This window comes from Phytoactinopolyspora halotolerans, assembly GCF_010550675.1.
Lineage (GTDB): Bacteria > Actinomycetota > Actinomycetes > Jiangellales > Jiangellaceae > Phytoactinopolyspora > Phytoactinopolyspora halotolerans.
This window is the reverse complement of record NZ_JAAGOA010000002.1, coordinates 431,728-457,351: the sequence shown is the minus strand read 5'-3', so window position 1 is coordinate 457,351 and position 25,624 is coordinate 431,728. Positions and strand designations below refer to the sequence as shown.

Below are 25,624 nucleotides of genomic sequence, written 5' to 3'. Positions count from 1 at the left end.
TTCCCGGAGCCCGGAGGCGGTGTACCGCCGAAGCACGAGCACGCGTTGCGATCAGCCGCGGGTCCGTCGGCCCTGGCGCGATCCTCCCGCTGAGCCACCGGACCGCCACGGGCGGCCGCGGCCGGTTCCCGGCCGACGGTTACGTGCCCCGTCGGCGCTCCGGCCGCGATCGCGGCTCGGCAGGTCCATCTCCGGTGCCTGCGCCAGGACGTCCACCGTCATCGGCCCATCGGACACCGCACGCGCGTCGACGTTCTTGGCCTCGACCCCGGCGCGCTGGAGCAGCTGCCCCAGCCCACGCGCCTGACCCGGAGTGGCCATGGTCACCACCGCGCCGGATGCGCCCGCGCGCGCGGTGCGCCCGGACCGGTGCAGGTACGCCTTGGGCTCGCCGGCCGGGTCGTAATGGACCACCATGCCCACGCCGTCGACGTGGATGCCGCGCGCCGCGACGTCGGTGGCGACGACCACCTGTGCCCGGCCGCTCCGGAACCGGTCCAGGTTGCGCTCCCGGACCCGCTGGGAGAGATCGCCATGTAGGTCGACGGAGGGGACACCGGCGTCCTCCAGATCCGCGGCCAGCCGGCTGGCACCATGCTTGGTGCGGGTGAACACGATGCTGCGGGGGTTCGCCTTCAGCAGCGCCGTCGTCACGTCCAGCCGGTTGGCCGGACCGACGACGAGGACGTGGTGGTCCATCGTGGTCACCGAGCCCGCATCCGGGTCGATCTCGTGCCGAGCCGCGTTGGTCAGGTGCCGACGGACCAGCCGGTCGACGTCGCCGTCCAGGGTGGCCGACAGCAGCAGCCGCTGCCCGCCCTGCGGCGTCTGACTCAGCAGGTCGTCCACGACCGGGAAGAAGCCGAGGTCGCACAGGTGGTCGGCCTCGTCCAGAGCCACGATCTCCACGTCCTCCAGCCGGCACGCGCCACGGCGGACCAGGTCGTCGAGACGCCCCGGGGTGGCCACGACGACGTCCGCGCCGCGGTCGAGGCGGCGGATCTGACGGTCGTACGGGGAGCCGCCGTAGACGGTCACCATCTTCAGCCGGAACGCGTCCGCCAGCGGTTCCAGCGCGGCCGTCACCTGGCCGGCCAGCTCACGGGTGGGGACGACGATGAGCGCCCGCGGGTGGTTCGGGCGGCTCCGGTCACCGGCCAAGCGACCGAGAACCGGCAGCCCGAACGCGAGCGTCTTTCCCGAGCCCGTCCGCGCGCGCCCCAGCACATCCCGGCCGCTGTTCGCATCCGGGATGACGGCGGCCTGGACGGCGGTGGGCTCGACGATGCCGTCGACGCCGAGAATCTTCACCGCGAGCTCCGGAACGCCCATCGCGGAGAAAGCGGAGCCGGCAGGGTCGAACGCCTCGATGGCGGCGCGGCGAGCCGGGTCGAACCCGGACCGTTCCCGCGCCGGTCCCTTGCCACGGCCCGAGCGGCCGGCCGAACGGTCGAAACGCTGGCCGTCGCGACGTTTGCCGGACTGCCAGCCACGTCGGCCGGCGGACCCGTCGCGCGGGCCGTCGAAGCCGCGGCCGCGGGGACGATCCGAGTGAGAGCGCCTCGAACCGGCGTTCGAGGGCATGTTGGATTGGTCGATGGTCATGGGCATGCTCCGGTCACAACGAGTGTCGGGCGCACCCGGCGTGCGACCGCAGGTGCGGCGCACGATGAGCCAAGGGTGCGCGGTACCCGACTTTGCTCGACGTGATTACCGTCTACGGACCCGGTCCGTGACCCTTCTCCAGGTCACCACCGGTGTCCACCGCGCGCCGTCATGTCTCCAGCATGCCGACGTGCCTACAACCCGGGCACTGAAACGGCCGGGATCCGCATGGACCCGGCCGTGGCTTCCATAAGCATACCCGATCATCGGACGGTGTCCGGACCCTCCGTCCAGGTATCGTCAACGAAGCCGCGATAATGGGCCCTGGCCGTCCTCGGCAGACCCTCCCGTCAAGCGGACCAAGGAAGACATGAACCCGCGGATCGCGTTCCGTTCCATCGCCATCATCGAAGCCGTCACCTGGCTCGGCCTGATCATCGGCATGATCGTCAAATACGGACCGGCCGACAACGAGATCGGCGTGACGATCTTCGGCCCGATCCACGGCGTGGCGTTCATCATCTACGTGCTCGTCGTGGTCGGCCTGTTCCGCAGATTCCGGTGGCGGTTCGGGACCACAGCTCTGGCCCTCGCAGCAGCGGTGCCACCGTTCTGCACGGTCCTGTTCGATGTGTGGGCGGAGCGCACCGGCCGTCTGGATGCGGCCGCGCCAGAACGCGCGTCCACCGGCTGAGCGCTCAAGGAACACCGCGCTCCGCCATCGGAGGCCGCCGTATCAGGCGCCGTGCTCGGCGAGCCGCTGGAGCAGCAGGGCCTCCGCGTGACAGACCTTGGCGAACTGGTCCAAGTGCAGGCTCTCGTCCACGCCGTGCGCTCGTGAGTCAGGGTCCTCCACGCCGGTGACCAGCACCGTCGCCTCCGGGAAGAGTTCGGCGAACTCGGCGATGAAGGGGATCGAGCCGCCCATGCCGATCTTCGCCGGCTCGGTGCCGAACGCCTCGGTGCACGCCGCGACCGCCGCCTCGAACGCCGCCGAGCTGGTGTCCAGCACACACGGTGCGCCGAGAGCACCGTCCACGACGGTGACCTCCGCGCCGAACTCCGCGTGGCCGCGCAGATGCTCGGTGAGGGCGTCCAGCGCCGCCCGCGGGTCTTGCCCCGGAGCAAGCCGCATGCTGATCTTCGCCCGGGCCCGATGGATCAGGATGTTCGCCGCATCGGCCACCGTGGGCGCGTCGATCCCGATCACCGAGATGGCCGGCTTCATCCACAGCCGGTCGACCAATGAACCGGTGCCGGACAGCTCAACTCCGTCGAGCACGTCGGCTTCGTCGCGATACCGTTCCGCCGCGTAGTCCAGGTCCGCTGCCGTGCCCGCCACCAGCCCGGGCACGGCCACGTCGCCCTTGGTGTCGTGCAGAGTGGCGAGCAGTCGGCACAGTGCCGTCAACGCGTCGATCACCGGCCCACCGAACAGCCCGGAGTGCACCGCGTGCTCCAGCACCCGAACCTCGACCTCGCAGTCGACGAGGCCACGCAGACTGGTGGTGAGCGCCGGGGTGTCGACGCTCCAGTTCACCGAGTCGGCCACCACGATCACGTCGGCGGTCAGTTGCTCGCGATATGTCTGCAGGAACGGGCCGAACGTCGGCGAACCGATCTCCTCCTCGCCCTCGACGAACAAGGTCACGCCCACCGGTGGCCGGCCGCCGAACGCGCGTAGCGCGGCGATGTGTGCCATCACCCCGGCCTTGTCGTCCGCCGCGCCGCGACCGAAGAGCCGCCCATCCCGCTCCGTCGGTTCGAACGGCTGACTCGTCCAGTCCGCGAGCCTGCCGGTCGGCTGCACGTCGTGGTGTGCGTAGAGCAGCACGGTCGGGGCCCCGTCCGGAGCGGGCCAATGGGCGACCACCGCCGGCGCGCCCGATTCCACCGAGAGGATGTGGGCGTCCGCGGCTCCGGCGGCACGCGCGAGCGCAGCCACCGCTTCCGCGCTGGCCTGCACCGCGTCCGCGGACGCCGGGTCAGCGCTGACACTCGGTATGCGGACGAGGCGCTCGAGGTCGTCTCGGACGGAGGGAAGCACGTTTTGGACGGAGTCACGCAGATCGGTCACAGACGCGACTCTAGCGTCCCGCCCGATCACGGCATCGGCGGATGCCGCCATCGGTAACGACACGGCTGCCCCGCCAAACTCAGTACCGGGCCTGCGCCGCTCACGGCATCACGGGAGGAATCGCCACAAGCGGGATGACACCCTCGCATGGGCAAGTACTCTGAGTGCCGTTCATCGACACATGGATGAGGGTGTCCACTTATGGAACACATGACTGGTGACGGCGACGCCGCGCCGACCCATGACGCACAGCGCATGGAGCTGTCCAAGACCTTCAAGCCCAGCTGGATCTGGGCCGTGGCGCTGGGATCAGCCGTCGGCTGGGGCGCATTCGTGCTGCCGACTGACTGGATGTCCACCGCAGGCCCCCTCGGCGCGATCCTCGGATTCGGCATCGGCGGTGCGTTGATGCTCATCATCGCCGTCAGCTACGGCACGTTGATCCGCACCTTTCCGGTCTCCGGCGGCGAGTTCGCCTACGCGTTGTCCGCGTTCGGGCGGAACCATGCCGTCCTGTGCGGTTGGTTTCTCACGCTCGGCTACATCTGCATCGTCGCCCTCAACGCCTCGGCGCTGGCGTTGCTGGCCCGATATGTCCTGCCGGACATCGCTGAGCAGGGCCGCCTCTACGAGGTCGCCGGTTGGGACGTCTACCTGGGCGAGGTCCTGATCGCCACCCTGGCGCTGCTGATCTTCGCATACCTGAACATCCGCGGCACCACGCTCTCCGGCCGGCTGCAGCTGGTGTTCTGCGTGGTCATGCTCGTCGGGGTCGCGTCCATGCTGGTAGGCGTCCTCCTGCATCCGGACGGCCAACTGGGCGACATACAGCCGATGTTCCCGGACGACAAGAGTGCGTGGGCGGCGATACTCGCGATCGTGGCCATCGCCCCTTGGGCATACGTGGGTTTCGACAATGTCCCGCAGGCGGCCGAGGAGTTCGCCTTCTCTCCGCGGAAGGCGTTTCGGCTGATCGTGGCAGCGATCACGGTCGCCGCCATGGTCTACGCGGCGATGATTCTGGTCACCGCCGGTGCGACGTCGTGGACGGCCCTGGTCGCCGAAGACCCGCGCTGGGGCACCGGTGACGCCGTTTCGGACCTGTTCGGCGACGTGGGCACCACCCTGCTGGCCATCTCGGTTTCGATGGGCATCTGCACCGGTCTGAACGGCTTCTACCTGGCCGCCAGTCGCCTACTGTTCGCGATGGGCCGCGGCCAGATGATTCCGAGTGTCTTCGCCCGCCTACATCCGGTCAACCGCACGCCGTACATCGGCATCGCGTTCGTGTGCGGCGTGTGCCTGGTGGCGCCGTGGTTCGGCCGCGAGGCGCTGCTGTGGGTAGTGGACATGTCCGCGGTAGGCGTCACCATCGCCTACACCTACACGTGCCTCGTCGCACTCCGGTTGTCGGTGAGACCCGACGCTGTGCTCGGCCCCGACGCACCACAGCAGCAGCTCGAGACGGTGCGATCGCGGACGTCCGCCCGCACCCAGATCGTCGGCCTGCTCGGTGTGTTGACCGGACTCGCTTTCCTCGCGCTCCTGCTCGTCCCGGCGTCGCCGGCCGCACTCAGCCAGGAATCGCTCACCGCGCTGGCCGTATGGGTCGTTCTCGGCCTGGTCATCTATCTGCTCCGCCGCAAGGAGAACGCGAAACTCTCCGATGAGCGGTTGAGCTACCTCGTTCTCGGCCGCGACTGACGCCACGCCCTAGCCGCCAACGAACGACGTTGTGGTCGTGGTCACGACCACAACGTCGTTCGTTGCGTGCGACGGTAGGCCCTTCCCACTCAGGCGCGGCTCGGCGCGCCGCTCCGGCGCGACCACCCGTAGAGGCCGGCGCCACCTGCCAGGCCGATCATTCCGGCGATCATGAGGCCAGTCGAGATCCCGCTGCCGGTGTCCGGCAGGTCGCCGTCCGCGCCGGTGCCGTCGTCGGTGCCACCGCCGTCGTGGCCGCTGCCGTCATCGCCGATGCCGCCGTCACCGTTACCGTCATCGTCCGCGCCGTTGTCGCCGCCGTCCTCGGCGCCCACGTCCGTGCCCGCGTCGCCTCCGGACTCCAGGCCGCTCTCCGAACCCGCATCGGAACCGTCGTCAGCACCGCCGTCGTCACCGGATTCGGCACCACCGTCGGTCCCGCCTTCAGAGCCGTCGTCGTCACCGGTCTCGTCTCCGGGATCACCGCCGCCGTCCTCCGGCCCGATCCCGACGAGGATCGGGTCGTGGTCGCTGGCTCGCCACACGGTGCCCGGCTCGAACAGCTCGCTCGCGAAGTAGTTGTACCGCGAGTACTCCATCAGCACCGACTCGACCGAGTTGATGTTCCACACGTCGACGCCGCGCACCAGCTCGCCGTCGAGCACCGAAGAACTGGCCAGCACGTGGTCCAAGGATCCGACCTTGCCGTCGAAGACGTACGTCGTGCCGGCCGCGAACTCCGTGGCCAGATCGGTGTAGCCCGCCTCGCGGAACACGTGGATCGGGTCCTCCTGGCCGTAGGCATTGAAGTCGCCGATCAGGAAGACGTCGTCCGTACCGGCCTCTGTCGCCACGTCCTCGGCGAACTCCACCAGCGACTCGGCCTGCGCCACCCGGTCGGCATTGTGGCAGCCCTCGGGGATGTCGTCAGAGCAGTCGCCACCCTTGGACTTGAAGTGGTTCACGATGCCGATGAACGAGTAGCCGGTCTCCCGGACGGTGAACTGCTGAGCCAGCGGCTCGCGCGCATTGGAGAACGCCGAGTCGTCGATCAGAATGGCCGAGTCACCGGCCGGCTCCACGGCGTCAGGCTTGTAGATGAACGCGTTCCGGATGACGTCCTCGTCCTCCGGCGCCGGCACCTGGTCCGGCGACTCCGCGTACGCCCAGGTGTCGGGCGCGTCCTCGTTCAGCGCGTCGACGAGCGCCGCGAGCGCGGCGTCCCGGTCCTTGCCGAACCGCGCCGAGTTCTCGATCTCCTGCAACGCGACCACGTCTGCGTCGAGCGCGTTGATCGCCGCGACGATCTTCGCCTCCTGGCGGTCCAGATTCTCCTGGTCCCACGCGCCGCGCGCATCGCAGCCACCCCGGACGGTCAGCGGATTGCCGTCACGGTCGGTGTACGCCGTGCACCCATCGAGATCCACGCCCAGCGTGGTGAAGTAGTTGAGCACGTTGAAGGTGGCGATGCCGACGTCACCGCCGACCTCCGCGGGCTGCTCGTTCCGATCCCGCGTGTCGCCTCCGTCGAAGAGCACGATGTCCGACGCGTCGCCGTTGACCGGGCGGGTCGGCTGGAAGTTCCACTGGAACCGGTAGTCGAAGATCACGTCGTCGACGAAGGTCAGTTCGACGCCGGTGCGCACCGGGGTGTCGGCCGTGAGGTACGGCACCTCCTGGTCCGACGACGTCCGCGCGGACTGCCCGTCGTCCAGCGTGACGGCGCGAGCCGCGTTGTCGGCCACCACCTCGTCGTACTCCGGTGTGCCCGGACGGGCGACGTCGGTCTCCTGCAGGAGCGGGCCGCCGAGACCGAGGCCGATGGAGCCGAATGCGTTGGTGCCCCAGCCGCCCAGTGCGTACGTGTCCGACACCACGTAGCCGTCGACCGGGCTGACCACCATGCCCTCGAACGGCTCACGATCCTCATCGGTGGCCGGGAGTTCGAACTCGATCGGCTTGACCGCCGCCGCCGGCTCATCGGAGATCTCCAGACCCTCCGCACCGACGACGATCTCGGTCAGACCGAAATGCTCCTCGACTTCACCCGCCACCCGCACGTGATCGCCGACCTCGACCGACCCCGCCGTCTGCGGGGAGTAGACGAAGATGCCGTCCGACGCCGTACGTTCGGTGAGGTCGGTGTCTCCGCCGCTGCCCGCCGTCTGAATGTAATAGCCGTCGAAGCCACCGACCGGATAGGCGGCGGTGACCACACCAGATGTGGTCACCGTCTGGCCGACCAGCGCAGACTCCGCACCCTCACCTTGGATCTCGGCAATGGTGTGGGTGTCTTCGTCCGGCACACCCGGCTGACCGGGCTGACCGTCGTCGCCGTTGCGGGCACCCTTCGTAGGGCTCGAGCTGACCCACTCACCGTCGACGAGCTGGATCGACTGACTGCCCGACGCGGCGGTCACGTCGGTCGGCCGCGCAGACTCGCCACGGACCGCCTCCGGCAGCAGCGCGCTGTCGCCGGCGGTGCTGCCACCATCGACGCCACCGTTCGAGTCCGGCCGGAATCCGATGGTCCAGAAGTCCATCAGCTCGCCCGCTGCGTCGACGGCGAAGACGCTGGACCCGTAGCCACCGGTGGTCGAGTTCGTGATCGGCACGTCGATCGCGAGCGCCCCGGACTCCGGGATGACCGTCCCGTCCGGCACCGTGACCACATGGTCCGCGGTGTGCGGGCGGTCGCCCCGGGTGATGGAACCGAGGACCCAACCGGAGATGTCCGTGCCCTGCGGACCTTCGAGTTCGACGAAATCGGCGTCGTCCCCGCCGGCGTAATGGATCTCGCTGACGAGAGCATCGCCGTCGGCCGAAGCGGCCGGGGCGATCCACATCAGACCGACCCCGGCCATTCCTATCGCTGTCGCGGCCGCGAGCGGCCCCCTCACACGCCCGGTCCGGCGCATCACAACCTCCAAAGACGGAATAATCGCGGCGAACCTACCGTCGGAGGGTGAACGCCCGACCGACACCATGTGGCCGACGCGTGACGCATATGAACACCCGACGGCCGGCCGGCTCCGGTCGCGGGCAGTGTCGGAGAGCTCTACTCGCCGCTGGTACCCGCCCCGCTGTCAGCACCGGTTCCGCTGCCCTTCTTGCTGCTCCACCGCGAGTAGGCGTACAGCCCTCCACCGATCACGAGGACAGCGATCGCGATGATCAGCCACCACTGGACGGACGAGCCGGTGTCGGCCAGAGAGCCGCCCGTTGCCGCCGACGCCGGAAGGGACGCCAGGCCGGTGCCGACGAGGCCGAGCACGGTCGCGACGATTAATCGATCGGAACGCCTGATCTTGCGCATCGGGGAACCTCCACCCACGAGTGATTTCCACAACAGACCAAGGACACGCTACATCGTGCCGCTGACGACGACCGTTGTGGGCCACAGCGCCCGACGAAGATCCATCCGCCCAAGCCCTGCCGCTACTCCGAGATCAGATGAGGCTCAGCTGCTCGTTCCACGTCGGGGGTGCCGCGGCGTCGCCGTCTCGAACGCCGCCTCCGCCGTCGGTGTGTCCGGCATCCCGGTGCGTCCTCCACGACTGATTGACGCCATGTCGCTCCAGGATGGGCTCGATCCGGCTCTTGAGCGCGGACTTGTACTCCGGCGGAACATAGGCGCCACGCTTGTACAGCCACTCGTACCGAGAGACCAGATCGGGTCGTTCCCTGCGGAGCCACTGCATGAACCATGGTCGTGTCCCCGGCCGCAGATGTAGCGGGATCATCGCGACACGCGACGCCCCGGCTTCCGCGAGAGCAGCGACCGTCGTCTCAAGCTGTTCCGCCGAGTCGGTCAGCCACGGCAATACCGGAGCGAGCAGAACCGAGCAGTCGAAACCCGCCTCCCGGATCGCGCGCACCAGATCCAGTCTCGCCCGCGGGGATGGAGTGCCGGGCTCCATACTCCGGTGCAACTCCTCATCCAGGATCGCGATGGAGACCGCCATGCCGATATCCACCGTCGAGGCCGCATCCACCAGCAGCGGGATGTCGCGCTTGAGCAGGGGCCCTTTCGTCAGGATGGAGAACGGAGTGCCGGAGCCGGCCAACGCCTTGATGATCCCCGGCATGAGCCGGTAGCGGCCCTCCGCCCGCTGGTACGGATCGGTGTTGGTTCCCAGCGCCACATGCTCACGTGACCAGGAGCGCCGCGCAACCTCACGCGCGAGCACGTCCGGGGCGTTCACTTTGACCACGATCTCGGTGTCGAAACCCTGGCCTGGATCCAGTTCCAGCCACTCATGGCTTCCGCGAGCGAAGCAGTTATGGCTCACCACTCCGTTGGCGATGAAATCCCCGGTACCGGTCGTGATGTCATGCATCGGGACCGCTCGCCCGAGCGGCTCCACGGAGACGACCCGGAGCGTGGGATGACTGGCGACCGCCGCGCCGTCGATCTGCTGCACACGGCCGAAGGCATCCTTGCCGATGCCGGACATCTGGCTACGCACGGTCAGGTGCGGACGCCGGCGACCGCCGGGCCCGCTCCCGGTCACATGCTTCCAGCCGCGGTTGGTGAGAAACCTGTGGTCTCCGCTCGCCACGAGACGGGTGCCGTCAGCAAGCTCGATCCGATACGCCGGCTTGATCGTCTGCCAATGCGCCACCACCTCGGTGGGAACGTATCGCCGCCGCGCACCCTGACGTCGCGTGCCGTAGATCCGATCGCCGGCCCGCAACTGGTCGAGACGTTTGGCCCTCCCATCGGCCATCAGGATGGGCGTATCTCCCGCAAGGCAATAGGTGCATGCGTGCGTGCATCCGCGGTACGGATTGACCGTCCAGCGGAATGGCACCTCCGACGTGGCCGGCACCTTGTTCAAGACACTTCGCGCGGCTACCTCATGGAACGTCACACCGGCGAACTCGGGGGTGGTCACACTGCGCACCAACCCGGGTATCCGCTGCAGCCCGGGAAGCGCCTCGTACACCTCCGTGTCGAGAGCCTGGGTTTCCCATCGCATTCCCCTATTCGAACATACGTTCCCCGCTGTTGCCAAGTCCTCGTCACACAGCTGGTGGCTCACCGCGCAGCCGTCGGCTCGCATCTCGACAGAAACGCCGGCGACCAGGCACCCGCGGCTTGGCCCTAGAGCACTGGAAGGTGCGCGGACAGGTCCGCGCGGTCGCCACTGGCGGACACGTGCGCCTCAGCCACCTCGCCGGCCCACGTCGTCCGGCCGGCCGCGAGGCGGATCCACGTGGTCGCGTCCATCTCGACGACATTCGGTGGAGTCCCACGGGTATGGCGGGGGCCCGCGATGCATTGCACGGCGGCATGGGGTGGAACGCGAACCTCGACGGTTCTTCCCGGGGCCCGTTCGACGAGGACGTCGAGGAGTGTCCGCACCGCCGTCCGCTGAACACCCTGAGGCATGACCGGAGCATCCAGGTCGGCCAGGGAACGCGCGAAATCGTCCGCATGTACCACGAGTTCGATGACGCGCGTCAGCAGGAAATCGCCCAGCCGGATAGGTCCACGCCGAGCTTCGACGACCTGATCACCGAGACCGAGGCGCCGCACGTGCTCGCCCGCCCGTTCGAACCGTTCGTCGACCGCCGCAAGGATCTCCTGCGGCTTCTGCCCGGCGTCCGCGGCGATATCACGGGTGCCCTCCGAGATGGTGTTCGCCGCCTGCGCATAGCCGGAGATGTAGCCGGCGATACTCTTGGCGACGACCCGCGGACGAGCCTCGACGAGCGCCACGATCGAGTCACCCACCATGGCGATATGCGCGGCCAGGTCGGCAATGGTCCATCCCGGTAGGACACTGGCACACTGCCAATGCTCGTCGGGGATTCTCCCGAGCCACCTCCGGAGAGCCGCGTGTCCCTCCGCGTACATATCCCACGCTTTGCTCGGATCGCTTCGCTTCGCCACGCTGAAACGTTACCCGGCCACCGGACTGGGGCGATGTCTCACCCGGGCAGGACGGCGAACCGTCATCCACTCCACGGATTGCATATCTTCACGCCGGTCGCGCTGAAGTGAGCGACATTACGCGTCACCACCTCCAAACGATGCGCCTCCGCCGTTGCCGCGATCAGCGCGTCGACGACCTCAACACAGCGTCCGACCTTCTTGGTGCGTGCCATCATCCGGCCCCACGCGTCGGCCACCTCAACGTCCACGGGCAGAACACGGCCCTCGAACCGCACCAGCAAGTCGTCGTCCAGCCACTCTGTGTGTCGTTCTCTTCGCCGACCCGGCGGCATCCGTTCCATTCCCTCTCGCAGTTCGCCTATGGTGACGACACTCAGGTACGTACGGTCCTCATCTACCGTGTGGGTCCAACTGACCAACCCCGGATCGGGCTGAGGCTTGAGCCACTCCGACACGACGTTCGTATCAAGCAGGTAGCTCACAACCCGATGCTCTCCGACTCGACATCTTCCTCGGCGTCGAGATCGTCGAAGTCAACCTGTCTCATCTGTCCCCGGGCGCGCTCGATCACCACATCGGACCCGACGAGCGGCGAGGCAGCGAAGAACTCAGCCAGAGTCCCCTTCCGTGTGCTCTTCTTGTGCCACTCCTCGATAGAAACGACCACAACGGCCTCCTTTCCGCGACGGCTGATGATCTGCGGCCCTTCACGCTCCGCCCTGTCGATCACTTCACTCAAGCGGGCCTTGGCTTCGGCAACGCTCCACGCGTGATCAACTTTCGGCATGTCCATACGATCACCTCCAATGACCAAGATAGTCATTATAGTCATCTGCCGCAATCGGCCAAGGCCGTCGGTCGTACCGGTGCATCGCTTGACAGTATGGTCCGCATTGACCGACCATACTGTTATGGCCGACCATATGGCGGATGCCGACCATTTGCGTCCCTCAGAGCACCATCCCGCGGACTCGCTCGTCGACGGCGGCTCTCCAGCAGTCCCGGATTACGAACTCGCCGACGAACTGACCCTCTCGCGGCCGGAGCAATACCGGGCGTTGTTCGAGGACACCCGGCTGGAGATCGTCAGCCTCCTCTTGGAGCGGGCAGCGACCGGGTCGGAGCTCGCCGACGTCCTCGGCAAACCCAAGGGGACGATCGGCCACCATCTCAAAGTGCTCGAAGACGCGGGTCTGGTCCGCGTCGTCCGCACCAAACGCGTCCGTGCGATCGAGGCGAAGTACTACGGCCGGACCGCCAGAGTCTTTCTCTTCGAAAAGGTCGGCGAGGCGACAAACCGGATGCCACGCATCCTCGAGACGGCCGCCAAGGAACTCCAGGAGGTGGACGGGCCCGACCAGGTCGCGATGGCCAACGTCCGTTACGCCCGGATACCGCGCGATCGCGCATGGGAATGGCGACGGAGACTCAACGACCTCGCCGATGAGTTCGCCGCCGAACGACGGGGCGACGACATCATCTACGGCCTCGTCGTCGGTCTGTACGAGACCACGCGCCGCAGCCTGCCGGCGACCGATGACTCCGCTACTCCGGAATCGGCCGGGGAGACAGATCGCTGACCATGTTGCCGCACACCACCGCCCTGATGCGCCACGAGCATCGCCAACGCGAGCGAGAGGCCCTGGATTCGCTCATCCGCACGGTCTCCGCCCGACAAGCACGCGCCGAACGCGGTCTGCGCCGCCGCGAGCGCCGGTTGGCCCGGCTCTCGGCTCAGTCGGCCCGGCTCCGCCGCATCACGTCGCCGACCTACTGAGAATGAGCATGGACATCACCACCGCAGCCGGCTTCCCGATGCCTCGGCTTCCCTTTGCAATGCACACCTATACGCATCGGCCGGCTCGCGTACGTCCCAGATTCTCGTGCCGCTGCTGAGTCGGAGGGCCGTTGCGTATACGTGTGCATTGCAAAGGCGCCGCGAGCCTTGCCGGCCGCTACCGGTCCGCCGCTACTCGCCGAGCGCCGAAGGCAGCGTCTGCTCGTGCGCCCGCCGAAGTTCGTCGAAGCCGATACTGAACTGGCCCTGCACCTCGAGTGTGCCCTCGTCGTCGATCACGCCGATCCGTGTGTGCGGGAACCTGCGAGCCTCGCACATGCCGGTGAACCGCACCTCTTCCGGATGCGGAACAGCGACGACGGCTCGGGCGGTCGACTCGGAGAACAGGAAGACGAACGGGTCGAGCCCGTCCGGCACCCACACCCGTGCACCGACGCCGTGGCGCAGCACCGATTCCACCAACGCCTGCGCGACGCCGCCATCGGAGACGTCGTGTGCCGCCGAGACGAGCCCGTCCCGGGACGCACTGTGCAGGATCTCCGCCAGCTCACGCTCCGCGTCCAGATCGACGGCAGGCGGCAGACCACCCAGGTGAGAGTGGACGACGTGCGCCCACTCGGAACCGCCGAACTCGTCCGCGGTGTCGCCCAGCAGGTAGATGATGTGGCCAGGCGTCCGGAACCCGGACGGAATCCTGCGCGCCACGTCGTCCAGCACGCCGAGCACACCCACCACCGGTGTCGGCAGGATCGCCGTGTCCCCGGTCTGGTTGTACAGCGAGACGTTGCCACCGGTCACCGGGGTGCCCAGCTTCTGGCAACCGTCGGCCAGACCACGCACCGCCTCGGCGAACTGCCACATCACACCCGGGTCCTCCGGCGAGCCGAAGTTCAGGCAGTCGGTCACCGCCACCGGCTTCGCACCCGTGACGGCGACGTTCCGGTAGGCCTCGGCCAGGGCCAGCTGCGCGCCCGCGTACGGGTCCAGCTTGGCGTACCGGCCGTTCGCATCGACCGACAACGCGATCCCCAGCCCGGAATCGTCGTCGAGCCGGAGCACACCGGCGTCCTCCGGCTGCGCCAGCACGGTGTTCCCGAGCACATAGCGGTCGTACTGGTCGGTGACCCAGGCCCGGGAGCACAGGTTCGGTGAGGCGACCATGCGCAGCAGCGTCGACCGCAACTCGTCCCCGCTGGACGGACGCGGCAACGACGACGAGGCGGCCGCCTGCAGCTCATCCAGCCACCCCGGCCGCTCGTAAGGCCGCTGGTAGACGGGGCCCTCGTGGGCGACCGTACGGGGCGGTACGTCGACGACGGTCTCCCCGCGCCACTCGATGGTCAGCCGGCCGGACTCGTTGACCTCACCGATGACGTCGGCCTGAACATCCCACTTCGCGCAGATCTCCATGAACCGCTCGACGTCGGCCGGCTCGACGACGGCCATCATCCGCTCCTGAGACTCGCTCATGAGGATCTCTTCCGGAGCGAGCGTGGAGTCGCGCAGCGGCACCCGGTCCAATTCCACGTGCATACCGCCGTCGCCGGCGCTGGCCAGCTCCGACGTCGCACAGGAGAGACCGGCGCCACCCAGGTCCTGAATACCGGCGACCACGCCGGCGGCGAACAGCTCCAGCGTGCACTCGATCAGCAGCTTCTCCATGAACGGATCGCCGACCTGCACACTCGGTCGTTTCGCCGGGCCGGAGGACTCGAACGTCTCAGAGGCGAGCACCGAGACACCGCCGATGCCGTCCCCACCGGTACGGGCGCCGTACAGGATCACCTTGTTCCCGGCCCCGGACGCCTTGGCCAGGTGCAGATCCTCGTGCCGCATCACACCGACACAGAGCGCATTGACCAGCGGGTTGCCGGAGTACGTCGAGTCGAACACGACTTCCCCGCCGATGTTCGGTAACCCCAGGCAATTGCCGTAGCCGCCGACACCGGCGACGACGCCGGGCAGTACCCGGGCGGTGTCCGGCGCGTCGAGCGGGCCGAAACGCAACGAGTCCATCACACCGATCGGCCGGGCGCCCATCGCGAGGATGTCGCGGACGATCCCGCCGACGCCCGTCGCCGCACCCTGATACGGCTCCACGTACGACGGGTGGTTGTGCGACTCGGCCTTGAACGTGACCGCGTAGCCGTGCCCGACGTCGATCACGCCGGCGTTCTCCCCGATGCCGGCCAGCAGCTTGCCGACCGGCGTCTCCTGCTGCAGCTCACCGAAGCGGCGCAGGTGCACCTTGCTCGACTTGTATGAACAGTGCTCGGACCACATCACGCTGTACATGGCCAGCTCGGAGCTGGTCGGGCGGCGCCCGAGGATGTCACGGATACGCTCGTACTCGTCCGCCTTCAGGCCGAGCTCCGCCCACGGCTGCGATTGTTCAGGCGTCTTGGTCGCGGTCTCGACGGTGTCAACTGTCACGCTCGGGCTCCTCGCTCGTCCCTCGCTCGTCGCCTCGCCGTTCCGGTGTCCAGGCTCACGCTGCCACCAGGCTTTCCAGAACCGAGGCGAAGAAGCCGAGCCCATCGGTGCCGGGTCCGGTGAGCTCCTCGACCGCGTGCTCCGGATGCGGCATGAGACCGACCACATTGCCCCGTTCGTTCGTCACGCCGGCGATGTCGCGGTACGAGCCGTTCGGGTTGACGTCGAGGTACCGGGCGACGACCCGCCCGTCGGTCTCCAACCGGTCCAGCGTGGCCTCGTCGGCGACGTATCCGCCCTCGCCGTTCTTCAACGGGATGACGATCTCTTGGTCCTTCTGGTACGACGACGTCCAGGCGGTGGACGCGTTCTCGATCCGCAGCCGCTGGTCACGGCAGACGAACTTGCGGTGGTCGTTACGGACGAGGGCGCCGGGGAGCAGGTGCGCCTCGCACAGCACCTGGAAACCGTTGCAGATACCCAACACCGGCATGCCGCCGTGCGCGGCCCGGATGAGCGGCTCCATGATCGGCGCGAACCGCGCGATGGCCCCGCAGCGCAAGTAGTCGCCGTAGGAGAACCCGCCGGGCAGGACCACGGCGTCGACACCCCGCAGGTCCGCGTCGCCGTGCCACAGCCGCACCGCGTCACCACCGGCCACGCGCACGGCGCGCGCGGCGTCGCCGTCGTCGAGCGAACCCGGGAAGGTCACGACTCCAATGGTCACGCTCGGCTCCTCACTCCGCGCCACCCGAAGATGTTCCTCGCTCGCGCTCGGATACCGCACGGGAACACCGACTCCTCGGCCGTCGTCTCGACCGTTCCGCGACCGACCGTCATGGTTCCACTCGCAACGCGAAGTCCTCGATCACCGGGTTGGACAGCAGCGTCGATGCGGCCCGCTCGATCTCGGCCACGCGCTCGGGCGTGGCGGTTCCGTCGAGCTCGATCTCGAACCGTTTCCCTTGGCGTACCGAGGCGACCCCGTCGAACCCCAGCCGGTCAAGCGCGCCGTGTACGGCCTTGCCCTGGGGGTCGAGGATCTCGGGTTTCAGCATGACGTCGACGACCACACGGGCCACGGTCAGACGCTCCTTGCATGGCTGGAGTAGGTGGGCACGACAAGAATACCCGCTGCTCATGATCATCGACGCGCGCCCGCGGCAACAGGCTTTCGGCCCTCGGCGATCAGCCGAACGTGCGGCCGGTCAGCCGCTCGTATGCCTCCACGTAACGGTCCCGGGTGCGTTCCACGATGCGGTCCGGCAGCGGGGGCGGCGGCTCGTCGCCGGAACGGTCCCATCCTGAGTCCGGCGAGGCGAGCCAGTCCCGCACGAACTGCTTGTCGAACGAGCGCTGCGGGCGGCCGGGCTCCCACTCGTCCAGCGGCCAGAACCGCGAGGAGTCCGGTGTCAGCACCTCGTCGGCCAGCACCACCGTCCCGTCCGGCCGCAACCCGAACTCGACCTTGGTGTCGGCGAGCACGATGCCGCGCTCCCGAGCCAGCGCCTCGCCGCGCGTGTACACGTCCAACGTCAGCCGGCGCAGCGTCGACGCCAACTCCGGTCCCGCGATCTTCTCGACGGCCGCGAAGTCGATGGCCTCATCGTGTTCGCCGATGGACGCCTTGGTGGTCGGCGTGAAGATCGGCTCGGGCAGGCGTGACCCGTCGACCAGGCCGTCCGGCAGCGGGATGCCGCACACCGCGCCGCTCGCCCGGTAGTCGGCCAGACCCGACCCGGTCAGGTAACCGCGCGCGACGCATTCCACCAGGATCATGTCCAGGCGCTCGACCAGCACGGCGCGGCCGGCCACGGCGTCGGGCACGTCCGTGGCGATGACGTGGTTCTCCACCAGATCGGCCAGCTGCTCGAACCACCACATCGACATGGCGGTCAGCACACGCCCCTTGTCCGGGATCTCCGTGGCGAGTACGTGGTCGTAGGCGGAGATGCGGTCGCTGGCGACGATCAGCAACCGATCGTCGCGGCCGTCCGGCCGGTAGAGGTCACGGACCTTTCCCGAGTAGACATGCCGGTAGCCCGGCAGGGATGGAGCAGTCACACCACGCAGACTATCCCGTCGCGCCGTCTCGAAGTGCAGTCACGAGGACCACAATGTGGACAGCCCGGTACGATCTGCGCTATGCCGAATCTCCCGAGACGCGTTCTGTTCGGTATCCCCATCGCCGCCGCGCTTCTGGTGGCATCCTGCGGATCCGACGACGAGAACACCACCGCCGCCGATGACACCACGGCGGAGACCGGTGCGCCTGCCGATGGCGGAAACGACGACGCCGACACCGGCGACGGCGACACCGACGGCGACGCTACCGATCAGTGCACGCCCGAGAACCTGGAGACGTTCGAGGCGGGCACGTTGACCATCGCCACCAGCGAACCCGCGTACGAGCCGTGGATGGTGGACAACGATCCCTCGAACGGCCAAGGTTACGAGAGCGCCGTCGCCTACGCCGTGGCCGAACACCTCGGATTCGGCTCCGACCAGGTCACCTGGACACGCGTCGACTTCAACGCCGCCGTCCAGCCCGGCCCCAAGGACTTCGACTTCGACATCAATCAGTTCTCGATCACCGACGAACGCAAGACCGCCGTCGACTTCTCGTCCTCGTACTACGACGTCGCGCAGGCGGTCATCACCGTGGAAGGCAGCCCAGCCGCCGACGCCGCGTCGCTGGCCGACTTGAAGGACCTGAAGCTGGGCGCCCAGGTCGGTACCACCAGCCTGCAGGTCATCGAGAACGCCATCGAGCCGTCATCCGATCCGTCCGTCTACAACAGCAACGACGATGCCAAACTCGCGCTGGACAACGGCCAGGTCGACGGCCTCGTGGTGGATCTGCCCACGGCCTTCTACATGACGGCCGTCGAGATCGAGAACGGCGTCATCGTCGGTCAGCTACCACCGATCGGGGAGGAGATCGAGCAGTTCGGCTTGGTGCTGGACAAAGACAGCCCGTTGACCGAGTGCGTCACTCAGGCGGTGGACGCGTTGCGCGAGGACGGCGTTCTCGCCGCGTTGGAGCAAGAGTGGCTCGCCGACGTCGTCGACGTGCCGCGCCTGTCCTGACAGATCGGTGCGCACCACAGAGTTGTACGAGCCCAGTGCCCGCGAACTGGACCGCCGAGCTTACCGGCGGTCCAGGGCGCGCCGCTCCACAGCGGTAGCACTGGCCAGCACGCTCGTCTTCGCTCTCCTCGCCTACCTGACGGTCACCAACGCGCCCGGCTGGGACCGCACCCGGGCGACGTTCTTCGACATCTCGTACGGCTGGGAGGTACTGCCGGACATCCTCGAAGGGCTCTGGCTGAACATCCGGGTCCTCGCCGTGGCGGCGGTCGCCGTGGTGGTCGTCGCCCTGATGCTGGCCCTGCTGCGAACCCTGCGCGGACCGGTCTTCCTGCCGCTGCGGCTGTTGGCGACGGCCTATATCGACCTGTTCCGGGGAATGCCGCTGCTCATCGTCCTGTATCTGGTGGGCTTCGGGTTGCCGGCGCTGCGGCTGGACTGGCTGCCCACCAGCGAGACCACGCTGGGGACGATCGCCCTGGTGCTGACGTACTCGGCTTACGTCGCCGAGGTGTTCCGCGCCGGCATCGAGGCCGTCCACCCGAGTCAACGCGCCGCCGCCAGGTCCCTCGGACTCACCTACCGGCAGACCATGCGCATGGTCGTGCTGCCGCAGGCGGTGCGCAAGGTCACGCCGCCGCTGCTGAACGACTTCGTCGCGATGCAGAAAGACGTCGGCCTGATCTCCGTGCTCGGCGCCGTCGACGCGATCCGCAAGGCACAGATCGAGGTCGCGCAGACCTTCAACTTCACCCCGTACGTGGTGGCCGGGCTGCTCTTCGTGCTGCTTGCCGTGCCGTCGGCACGGCTGGCGGACTGGGTGACCAACCGCGCCGCGCGGCGGCAACAGGCGGGAGGATTGGTATGAGCGGGGCCGCTCCGGTGCTGTCGGTGGACAACGTGGTGAAGTTCTTTGGCGAGCACCAAGTGCTCCGGGGCATCAGTCTCGATGTCGCCGAGCATCAGGTGGTGACCGTCATCGGATCCTCCGGATCCGGCAAGTCGACCCTCATGCGTTGTGTCAACCTGCTCGAAGTCATCGACGACGGCGTGATCGCCCTCGACGGCCGCGACATCACCGATCCGCGAGTCGATCCTGACCACGTACGCCGCCGCATCGGAGTGGTGTTCCAGGCTTACAACCTTTTCCCGCACATGAACGTGCAGGACAACATCACGCTCGCGCCGCGGGTCGTGCACGGCGTTCCGCGCGCCGCGGCGGTCGAGCGTGCGCGGGAGCTGCTCGCGCGGGTGGGGTTGGAGGACAAGGCCGACGAGTACCCCGACCGTCTGTCCGGGGGTCAGCAGCAGCGGGTCGCGATCGTGCGCGCCCTTGCGACCGATCCGCGGCTGCTCCTGCTGGACGAGATCACCAGCGCGCTCGACCCGGAGTTGGTCGGCGACGTGCTGCGGCTGGTGCGCGAGCTGGCCGAGCAGGGCATGACCATCCTGATGGCCACGCACGAGATGGGCTTCGCCCGGCAGGTCGCGGACCACGTCTGCTTCCTCGACCAGGGAGTCGTCTTGGAACAGGGGCCGCCCGAGCAAGTGCTGGGCGACCCCGTCGAGCCACGGACCCGGCAGTTCCTCGCCCGCATCATCGACGCGGGACGGTTGTAGCCGGGAGGGTTGTAGCGAGGACGGTCGGCGTCACCTAGCCTTGACGCGCGTTGTACTCGTCGCGCCAGGCCACCCACTCCCGGACCGGCCCGAGGTCGTACGACGGACCGGAGACCCCGATGGTGAACATCGTGGCCCCCGCGTCCAGCACGTCGCCGACCACGTCGTCGGGAGAGCTGCCCTGCAGCGCACGGACGCCCGTCGACCGCTCGATGTGGGCAGGATCTGTCCCCACGTCGGCGCAGTGATCAGCCAGGATGGCGCTCTTGCGTGCGAGTGTCGCCGCGTCCGAGAAGCTGTGCCAGATGTTCGCGTGCTCGGCCACCAGGCGCAACGTCTTCTTCTCGCCACCGCCGCCGATCAGGATCGGAATGTCCCGTAGCGGCTGCGGGTTCAGCTTCTCCCAGCGCGCACGGATCCGGGGCAGCGCCTGTGCCAGGTCGGCCAGGCGGGTGCCAGGTGTGCCGAACTCGTAGCCGTACTCGTCGTAGTCACGCTGGAACCAGCCGCCACCGATGCCGAGTATCAGCCGGCCACCGCTGATGTGATCGACGGTGCGTGCCATGTCGGCGAGCAGGTCAGGGTTGCGATAGCTGTTACAGCTCACCAGCGCGCCGATCTCCACACGGGACGTCGCCTCCGCCCATGCCCCGAGCATGGTCCAGCACTCGAAGTGCTTGCCGTCGGCGTCGCCGCTGAGCGGAAAGAAATGATCCCAGTTGAAGATGATGTCGACGCCGGTCTCCTCCGCGTCCGCCACGGCCTGACGGATCTGCTTGTAGTCGGCATGCTGAGGCTGGATCTGCACACCGATGCGGACGGCACGGTTCATCGTTGCCCTCTTTTCGATTCTCATCACACACGGCCGGGCGTCACACGGGCGCGTCCGGCCGGCCGGCCGGGTTGCGCGGCCGAACCCACGTTCGCAAGTTCAGGACGGGTTAGCGGTTCCACCTTCCGCGAGCAGACGATACCCACGCGCCGAGCCGCCGTATACGTTCTTCCCTCTCAGCTGAACCGGGAATAACGTCGCACCCCGGGCAGGCTGTGTGGACCAGAGCGCGGCTGTGTAGGTTGGCAACCGTGCCAGAGAACCAGCCCGCTGCGGAGAAACCACTCGTCCGCGACGTCCTCGCCAGCCGCTACGCGTCCCCGGAGCTTGCCCGCCTGTGGTCCGCCGAGCACAAGATCGTGCTGGAGCGCCAGCTCTGGCTTGCCGTGCTCCGCGCCCAGCGCGAGCTCGGGGTGAGTGTGCCGGACGGCGTCGTCGAGGACTACGAGGCCGTCGTCGACGACGTCGATCTGGACAGCATCGCGGCGCGCGAGCGCATCACCCGGCACGACGTCAAGGCCCGCATCGAGGAGTTCAACTCGCTGGCCGGCCATGAGCACATCCACAAGGGCATGACCAGTCGTGACCTGACCGAGAACGTGGAGCAGCTGCAGGTGCGACGCTCGCTGGAGCACGTGCGAGACAGCGTCGTCGCGGCGCTGGTGCGGCTGGCCGCCCGAGCCGGCGAACACTCCAGCCTGGTGATGGCCGGGCGCAGCCACAACGTCGCCGCGCAGGCGACCACTCTGGGAAAACGGTTCGCGTCCGCCGCCGACGAGCTGCTCATCGCGTATGAGCGGCTCAGCGACCTGATCGATCGCTATCCGCTCCGCGGCATCAAGGGCCCGGTCGGCACCGCGCAGGACATGCTCGACCTGCTCGGCGGCGATCCGGCGAAACTGGCCGAGTTGGAGCGCCGTGTCGCCGGCCATCTCGGCTGCTCGCGCGTGCTCACCAGCGTCGGGCAGGTCTATCCGCGCTCCCTCGACCATGACGTCCTCTCGGCCCTGGTCCAGGCTGCCGCAGGGCCGTCGAGCCTGGCGACGACCATCCGCCTGATGGCCGGTCAAGAGTTGGTCACCGAAGGCTTCCGTGCCGGCCAGGTCGGCTCCAGCGCGATGCCGCACAAGATGAACACCCGTTCCTGCGAACGCGTCAACGGGCTCACCGTCGTGCTCCGCGGCTATGCGTCGATGGCCGGAGAGCTGGCCGGAGCGCAGTGGAACGAGGGCGACGTCTTCTGCTCGGTGGTCCGGCGGGTCGCGCTCCCGGACGGTTTCTTCGCCGTCGACGGCCTGTTCGAGACCTTCCTCACCGTGCTCGACGAGTTCGGTGCCTACCCAGCCGTCATCGGCCGTGAGCTGGACCGCTATCTTCCCTTCCTCGCGACCACAGCTGTTCTCATGGCGGCGGTCAAGGCGGGGGTCGGCCGTGAGACGGCGCACGAAGTGATCAAGAAGCACGCGGTCGACGTCGCTCTGGACATGCGCGAACGCGGCGCTGACCGCAACGACCTCCTCGACCGGCTGGCCGCCGACGACCGCCTCGGTCTGACCAAGGGCGATCTCGACACATTGGTCCGCTCACCGATCGAGTTCACCGGCGCCGCCACCACGCAGATCGCCGAGGTCATCCACCGCGTCGAGGAGGTCGCCGCCTCCCACCCCGACGCCGCCGCCTACACCCCCTCCCCCATCCTCTAGCCCTCGCCTAAATGATCATGTGAAGTGGGTTTTCTCGTGCCGTACCATGTCTGCAGGCATGGTAGTGCTGGAGAAAACCCACTTCACATGATCATTTAGGTCAGCGGCCGATGATGAGGCTCATGGCTTCGGAGCGGGTCGCGGAGTTGCGAAGTTGGCCTCGGACGGCGCTGGTCAGTGTCTTCGCCCCGGGTTTGCGCACGCCGCGCATCGTCATGCAGAGGTGCTCGGCCTCGACGACGACGATCACCCCGCCCGGTTTCAGCAGCTCCACCATCGAGTCGGCGATCTGCGTGGTCAAGCGCTCCTGGACCTGCGGCCGCTTGGCGAATACATCCACCAGCCGGGCGAGCTTGGACAGCCCGGCTATCCGGCCGTCCGAGCCCGGGATGTAGCCGATGTGGGCGTAGCCGTAGAACGGCACCAGGTGATGCTCGCACATCGACGCCAGCTCGATGTCCTTGATCAGGATCATCTCGTCGTGCCCGAGCTCGAACGTGGTGGTCAGCGCTTCCGCCGGATCCTGTTGCAGGCCCCGGAACATCTCGGCGTACGCGCGTGCCACACGAGCAGGGGTGTCGAGCAGCCCATCACGCTCGGGGTCCTCACCGATCGCGGCCAGCAACTCTCGGATCGCGGCCTCGACTCTCTCCTGGTCGAAGACGCCTCCCGCCGGCCGCGCCGGCGTCACCGGGGGTTCGGTCAACTCCTAGCTCCCCGGCATCTGGTTCGTCGGGCCCGCCTGGTGACCCGGCTGAACGTGCTCGCCGGCGATCGGCTGGTGCTCATCGGGGGACACCGTGGTGCCCTCCTCGTGGTCGGACTCCGAACCGTTGGTCGAGACCTTGACCGGGATGTCGACCGGGCCGAGCTCGGACGGCTTGCGCGTGGGCGAGCCGGTCCACGCGGGGCGCCGCTCCAGCTTGCGCACCGACTCGAAGACCTCCGCCACTTCTTCCTTGTTCAGGGTCTCCCGCTCGAGGAGCGCGATCACCAGGCTGTCGAGGATGTCGCGGTTCTCCACGAGGATGTCGTACGCCTCTTGGTGCGCGTTCTCGATGAGCTTGCGGACCTCCTCGTCGACCTGACCGGCGATCTCCTCGGAGTAGTCCCGCTGGTGGCCCATCTCCTTGCCGAGGAATGGTTCGGCGCTGTCGGAGCCGAACTTGATCGCACCGAGCCGCTCGGTCATGCCGTACTGAGTGACCATGCGACGGGCCAGGGTCGTGGCCTTGTCGATGTCGTTGGCCGCCCCCGTCGTGGGGTCATGGAAGACGAGCTCCTCCGCTGCCCGCCCACCCATCATGTAGGCGAGCTGATCAAGTATCTCGTTCCGCGTGGTGGAGTACTTGTCCTCATCGGGGAGCACCATCGTGTACCCGAGCGCACCCCCGCGTGGCAGGATCGTCACCTTGTGCACCGGGTCGGTGTGGTGTAGTGCGGCTGCCACCAGCGCGTGCCCGCCCTCGTGATACGCCGTGATCCGCTTCTCCTCGTCCTTCATCAGGCGGGAATTCTTCTGCGGACCGGCGATGACCCGGTCGATCGCCTCGTCCATGAACTTCGGCGTAATGACCTTGGCATCGGCGCGCGCAGTGAGCAGCGCGGCCTCGTTGAGGACGTTGGCGAGGTCGGCACCGCTGAAACCAGGAGTCCGCCGTGCCACGGCCATCAAATCGACGTCCGGCGCCAACGGCTTGCCCTTCGCGTGCACCTCGAGGATGCGCCGCCGCCCGTCCAAGTCGGGAGCGCCGATGGTGACCTGCCGGTCGAAACGACCGGGACGCAGCAGCGCAGGGTCCAGGATGTCTGGGCGGTTCGTCGCGGCGATCAGGATGACATTGGTCTTGATGTCGAAGCCGTCCATCTCGACCAGCAGCTGGTTCAGCGTCTGCTCGCGCTCGTCGTGACCGCCGCCCATGCCGGCGCCGCGGTGCCGCCCGACGGCGTCGATCTCATCGACGAAGACGATGGCAGGCGCGTTCTCCTTGGCTTCCTTGAACAGGTCACGGACCCGCGACGCGCCCACGCCGACGAACATCTCGACGAAGTCCGAACCCGAGATCGAGTAGAACGGCACGCCGGCCTCGCCTGCGACCGCTCGGGCCAGCAACGTCTTACCGGTACCGGGCGGGCCGTACAGCAGCACACCCTTCGGGATCTTCGCGCCGACGGCCTGGAACTTGGCCGGCTCCTGCAGGAACTCCTTGATCTCCTGCAGCTCCTCAATCGCCTCGTTCGCCCCGGCGACGTCGGCGAACGTGGTTTTCGGCGCGTCCTTCGACGCCAGCTTGGCTCGGTTCTTGCCGAACTGCATGACTCGGCCGCCGCCACCCTGGACGCGGCTGAGGAAGAAGATGATCAGCGCCACCAGCAGCAACAGCGGCAGGACGGTACCGAGAATCGCCATCCACGGGTTGGACTGCGGAATGTCGACGTTGTACCCGTCGGCCAGCGTGCCATCCTCGTGCTGCTGCTGCAGCTGATTGACGAGGTCCAGGCCCTGGTCCTCGACGTAGTAGGCCCACAGCTCCTCGTCGTTGTTCAGCGTCAGCTCGATCCGCTGAACATCGCCACCGGTGATCTCAGCAGACTTGACGTTACCCGCCTGGATCTCGTCGACCACCCGCACGGTGTCGACCTCTTCCGGCCCGTCGCCGCTGGAGAGGAAACTGTTCAACACGATCGCCACGAGGACGAACATGGCGAACCAGATCGCCGGTCGGACAAATCGCTTAGCGTTCATGATGCGGGGCCCAGACCCCGTTCCTCCTGCTGAGTCGGTGGCAATCTTGACCGGCGCGACGATGTCTCACCATGCGCTCAATCAAGACGTCTGATCTTTACGACGATACCCTGC

23 protein-coding genes are annotated in these 25,624 nt (G+C 67.7%); 8 read left to right on the top strand and 15 right to left on the bottom strand.

Going from position 1 to position 25,624, the window contains the following annotated elements; translation table 11 throughout:
- Positions 1 to 51 precede the first annotated feature (51 nt).
- Positions 52 to 1,605 (bottom strand): DEAD/DEAH box helicase, encoded by a 1,554-nt coding sequence (locus G1H10_RS04460; RefSeq protein WP_163733166.1) that lies wholly within the window; start codon positions 1,603 to 1,605, stop codon positions 52 to 54.
- Between the two features lie 370 nt (positions 1,606 to 1,975).
- On the opposite strand from G1H10_RS04460, the gene G1H10_RS04455 reads away from it, so the two are divergent.
- Complete coding sequence (locus G1H10_RS04455; RefSeq protein WP_163733164.1) at positions 1,976 to 2,299, top strand: DUF3817 domain-containing protein; 324 nt, start codon at positions 1,976 to 1,978, stop codon at positions 2,297 to 2,299.
- Between the two features lie 42 nt (positions 2,300 to 2,341).
- Here G1H10_RS04455 and G1H10_RS04450 read toward each other — a convergent pair whose 3' ends face one another.
- A complete protein-coding gene (locus G1H10_RS04450) occupies positions 2,342 to 3,682 on the bottom strand; it encodes a dipeptidase (RefSeq protein WP_163733160.1) in 1,341 nt (446 codons plus the stop codon).
- Positions 3,683 to 3,883: 201 nt separating this feature from the next.
- Between G1H10_RS04450 and G1H10_RS04445 the strand changes: the two genes are divergently transcribed.
- Positions 3,884 to 5,386, top strand: coding sequence for an APC family permease (locus G1H10_RS04445; protein WP_216852894.1), 1,503 nt, complete (start codon positions 3,884 to 3,886; stop codon positions 5,384 to 5,386).
- 89 nt (positions 5,387 to 5,475) lie between these two features.
- Here the strand turns inward: G1H10_RS04445 and G1H10_RS04440 are convergent, their stop codons facing one another.
- From G1H10_RS04440 to G1H10_RS04415, 6 genes are all read right to left on the bottom strand, one after another.
- Entirely contained in the window at positions 5,476 to 8,250 is a 2,775-nt protein-coding gene (locus G1H10_RS04440) for an ExeM/NucH family extracellular endonuclease (protein ID WP_163733158.1), read from the bottom strand.
- Positions 8,251 to 8,444: 194 nt separating this feature from the next.
- Positions 8,445 to 8,702, bottom strand: coding sequence for an LPXTG cell wall anchor domain-containing protein (locus G1H10_RS04435; RefSeq protein ID WP_163733156.1), 258 nt, complete (start codon positions 8,700 to 8,702; stop codon positions 8,445 to 8,447).
- Positions 8,703 to 8,835: 133 nt separating this feature from the next.
- Positions 8,836 to 10,368: an Rv2578c family radical SAM protein gene (locus G1H10_RS04430; protein WP_163733153.1), complete on the bottom strand. Its 1,533-nt coding sequence runs from the start codon at positions 10,366 to 10,368 to the stop codon at positions 8,836 to 8,838.
- Between the two features lie 125 nt (positions 10,369 to 10,493).
- Positions 10,494 to 11,285 (bottom strand): sterol carrier family protein, encoded by a 792-nt coding sequence (locus tag G1H10_RS04425; protein ID WP_163733150.1) that lies wholly within the window; start codon positions 11,283 to 11,285, stop codon positions 10,494 to 10,496.
- 62 nt (positions 11,286 to 11,347) lie between these two features.
- Positions 11,348 to 11,770: a type II toxin-antitoxin system VapC family toxin gene (locus G1H10_RS04420; protein ID WP_163733147.1), complete on the bottom strand. Its 423-nt coding sequence runs from the start codon at positions 11,768 to 11,770 to the stop codon at positions 11,348 to 11,350.
- A complete protein-coding gene (locus tag G1H10_RS04415; protein WP_163733145.1) occupies positions 11,767 to 12,081 on the bottom strand; it encodes a type II toxin-antitoxin system Phd/YefM family antitoxin in 315 nt (104 codons plus the stop codon). Before G1H10_RS04415 ends, G1H10_RS04420 begins: the two co-directional genes overlap by 4 nt.
- A 118-nt stretch (positions 12,082 to 12,199) precedes the next feature.
- Between G1H10_RS04415 and G1H10_RS04410 the strand changes: the two genes are divergently transcribed.
- Positions 12,200 to 12,868: an ArsR/SmtB family transcription factor gene (locus G1H10_RS04410; protein WP_216852893.1), complete on the top strand. Its 669-nt coding sequence runs from the start codon at positions 12,200 to 12,202 to the stop codon at positions 12,866 to 12,868.
- 2 nt (positions 12,869 to 12,870) lie between these two features.
- A complete protein-coding gene (locus tag G1H10_RS04405) occupies positions 12,871 to 13,065 on the top strand; it encodes a hypothetical protein (RefSeq protein WP_163733141.1) in 195 nt (64 codons plus the stop codon).
- Between the two features lie 192 nt (positions 13,066 to 13,257).
- On the opposite strand, the gene purL is transcribed toward G1H10_RS04405, so the two are convergent.
- From purL to G1H10_RS04385, 4 genes are all read right to left on the bottom strand, one after another.
- Positions 13,258 to 15,519: a phosphoribosylformylglycinamidine synthase subunit PurL gene (gene purL / locus G1H10_RS04400; RefSeq protein ID WP_163733138.1), complete on the bottom strand. Its 2,262-nt coding sequence runs from the start codon at positions 15,517 to 15,519 to the stop codon at positions 13,258 to 13,260.
- Between the two features lie 55 nt (positions 15,520 to 15,574).
- Entirely contained in the window at positions 15,575 to 16,246 is a 672-nt protein-coding gene (gene purQ / locus G1H10_RS04395) for a phosphoribosylformylglycinamidine synthase subunit PurQ (protein WP_163733135.1), read from the bottom strand.
- A 109-nt stretch (positions 16,247 to 16,355) separates the two neighbouring features.
- Positions 16,356 to 16,601 carry a phosphoribosylformylglycinamidine synthase subunit PurS gene (gene purS / locus G1H10_RS04390; protein WP_163733132.1) on the bottom strand — a complete coding sequence of 82 codons (246 nt, stop codon included), beginning with the start codon at positions 16,599 to 16,601 and terminating at the stop codon, positions 16,356 to 16,358.
- 106 nt (positions 16,602 to 16,707) lie between these two features.
- The gene (locus G1H10_RS04385) at positions 16,708 to 17,583 is read right to left on the bottom strand and encodes a phosphoribosylaminoimidazolesuccinocarboxamide synthase (RefSeq protein ID WP_312856527.1); all 876 of its coding nucleotides are present in this window, start codon (positions 17,581 to 17,583) and stop codon (positions 16,708 to 16,710) included.
- Positions 17,584 to 17,664: 81 nt separating this feature from the next.
- On the opposite strand from G1H10_RS04385, the gene G1H10_RS04380 reads away from it, so the two are divergent.
- Genes G1H10_RS04380 through G1H10_RS04370 form a run of 3 tightly spaced genes read left to right on the top strand, consistent with a single transcriptional unit; the run spans position 17,665 to position 20,229 of the window.
- Positions 17,665 to 18,609 (top strand): ABC transporter substrate-binding protein, encoded by a 945-nt coding sequence (locus G1H10_RS04380; protein WP_163733129.1) that lies wholly within the window; start codon positions 17,665 to 17,667, stop codon positions 18,607 to 18,609.
- Between the two features lie 7 nt (positions 18,610 to 18,616).
- Positions 18,617 to 19,477 (top strand): amino acid ABC transporter permease, encoded by an 861-nt coding sequence (locus G1H10_RS04375; RefSeq protein WP_163733127.1) that lies wholly within the window; start codon positions 18,617 to 18,619, stop codon positions 19,475 to 19,477.
- On the top strand, positions 19,474 to 20,229 hold the full coding sequence (locus G1H10_RS04370) for an amino acid ABC transporter ATP-binding protein (RefSeq protein ID WP_163733124.1): 756 nt from the start codon (positions 19,474 to 19,476) through the stop codon (positions 20,227 to 20,229). Before G1H10_RS04375 ends, G1H10_RS04370 begins: the two co-directional genes overlap by 4 nt.
- A 34-nt stretch (positions 20,230 to 20,263) precedes the next feature.
- On the opposite strand, the gene G1H10_RS04365 is transcribed toward G1H10_RS04370, so the two are convergent.
- Positions 20,264 to 21,061: an LLM class F420-dependent oxidoreductase gene (locus G1H10_RS04365; protein ID WP_163733121.1), complete on the bottom strand. Its 798-nt coding sequence runs from the start codon at positions 21,059 to 21,061 to the stop codon at positions 20,264 to 20,266.
- Between the two features lie 251 nt (positions 21,062 to 21,312).
- Here G1H10_RS04365 and purB point away from each other — a divergent pair, with 251 nt between their 5' ends.
- Positions 21,313 to 22,764: an adenylosuccinate lyase gene (gene purB / locus G1H10_RS04360; protein WP_163733118.1), complete on the top strand. Its 1,452-nt coding sequence runs from the start codon at positions 21,313 to 21,315 to the stop codon at positions 22,762 to 22,764.
- 100 nt (positions 22,765 to 22,864) lie between these two features.
- Here purB and folE read toward each other — a convergent pair whose 3' ends face one another.
- Both folE and ftsH read right to left on the bottom strand, forming a co-directional pair.
- A complete protein-coding gene (gene folE / locus G1H10_RS04355) occupies positions 22,865 to 23,470 on the bottom strand; it encodes a GTP cyclohydrolase I FolE (protein WP_163733115.1) in 606 nt (201 codons plus the stop codon).
- 3 nt (positions 23,471 to 23,473) lie between these two features.
- Positions 23,474 to 25,510: an ATP-dependent zinc metalloprotease FtsH gene (ftsH, locus tag G1H10_RS04350; RefSeq protein WP_163733113.1), complete on the bottom strand. Its 2,037-nt coding sequence runs from the start codon at positions 25,508 to 25,510 to the stop codon at positions 23,474 to 23,476.
- Positions 25,511 to 25,624 lie beyond the last annotated feature (114 nt).

What these genes read in the sequence shown, in the direction of transcription:
- G1H10_RS04460 (WP_163733166.1), bottom strand. Translation starts at nt 1,605, where the DNA reads ATGACCATCGACCAATCCAACATGCCCTCGAACGCCGGTTCGAGGCGC.
- G1H10_RS04455 (WP_163733164.1), top strand. Translation starts at nt 1,976, where the DNA reads ATGAACCCGCGGATCGCGTTCCGTTCCATCGCCATCATCGAAGCCGTC.
- G1H10_RS04445 (WP_216852894.1), top strand. Translation starts at nt 3,884, where the DNA reads ATGGAACACATGACTGGTGACGGCGACGCCGCGCCGACCCATGACGCA.
- G1H10_RS04440 (WP_163733158.1), bottom strand. Translation starts at nt 8,250, where the DNA reads ATGGCCGGGGTCGGTCTGATGTGGATCGCCCCGGCCGCTTCGGCCGAC.
- G1H10_RS04435 (WP_163733156.1), bottom strand. Translation starts at nt 8,702, where the DNA reads ATGCGCAAGATCAGGCGTTCCGATCGATTAATCGTCGCGACCGTGCTC.
- G1H10_RS04430 (WP_163733153.1), bottom strand. Translation starts at nt 10,368, where the DNA reads ATGCGATGGGAAACCCAGGCTCTCGACACGGAGGTGTACGAGGCGCTT.
- G1H10_RS04415 (WP_163733145.1), bottom strand. Translation starts at nt 12,081, where the DNA reads ATGGACATGCCGAAAGTTGATCACGCGTGGAGCGTTGCCGAAGCCAAG.
- G1H10_RS04410 (WP_216852893.1), top strand. Translation starts at nt 12,200, where the DNA reads ATGGCCGACCATATGGCGGATGCCGACCATTTGCGTCCCTCAGAGCAC.
- G1H10_RS04405 (WP_163733141.1), top strand. Translation starts at nt 12,871, where the DNA reads ATGTTGCCGCACACCACCGCCCTGATGCGCCACGAGCATCGCCAACGC.
- G1H10_RS04380 (WP_163733129.1), top strand. Translation starts at nt 17,665, where the DNA reads ATGCCGAATCTCCCGAGACGCGTTCTGTTCGGTATCCCCATCGCCGCC.
- G1H10_RS04370 (WP_163733124.1), top strand. Translation starts at nt 19,474, where the DNA reads ATGAGCGGGGCCGCTCCGGTGCTGTCGGTGGACAACGTGGTGAAGTTC.
- G1H10_RS04365 (WP_163733121.1), bottom strand. Translation starts at nt 21,061, where the DNA reads ATGAACCGTGCCGTCCGCATCGGTGTGCAGATCCAGCCTCAGCATGCC.
- ftsH (WP_163733113.1), bottom strand. Translation starts at nt 25,510, where the DNA reads ATGAACGCTAAGCGATTTGTCCGACCGGCGATCTGGTTCGCCATGTTC.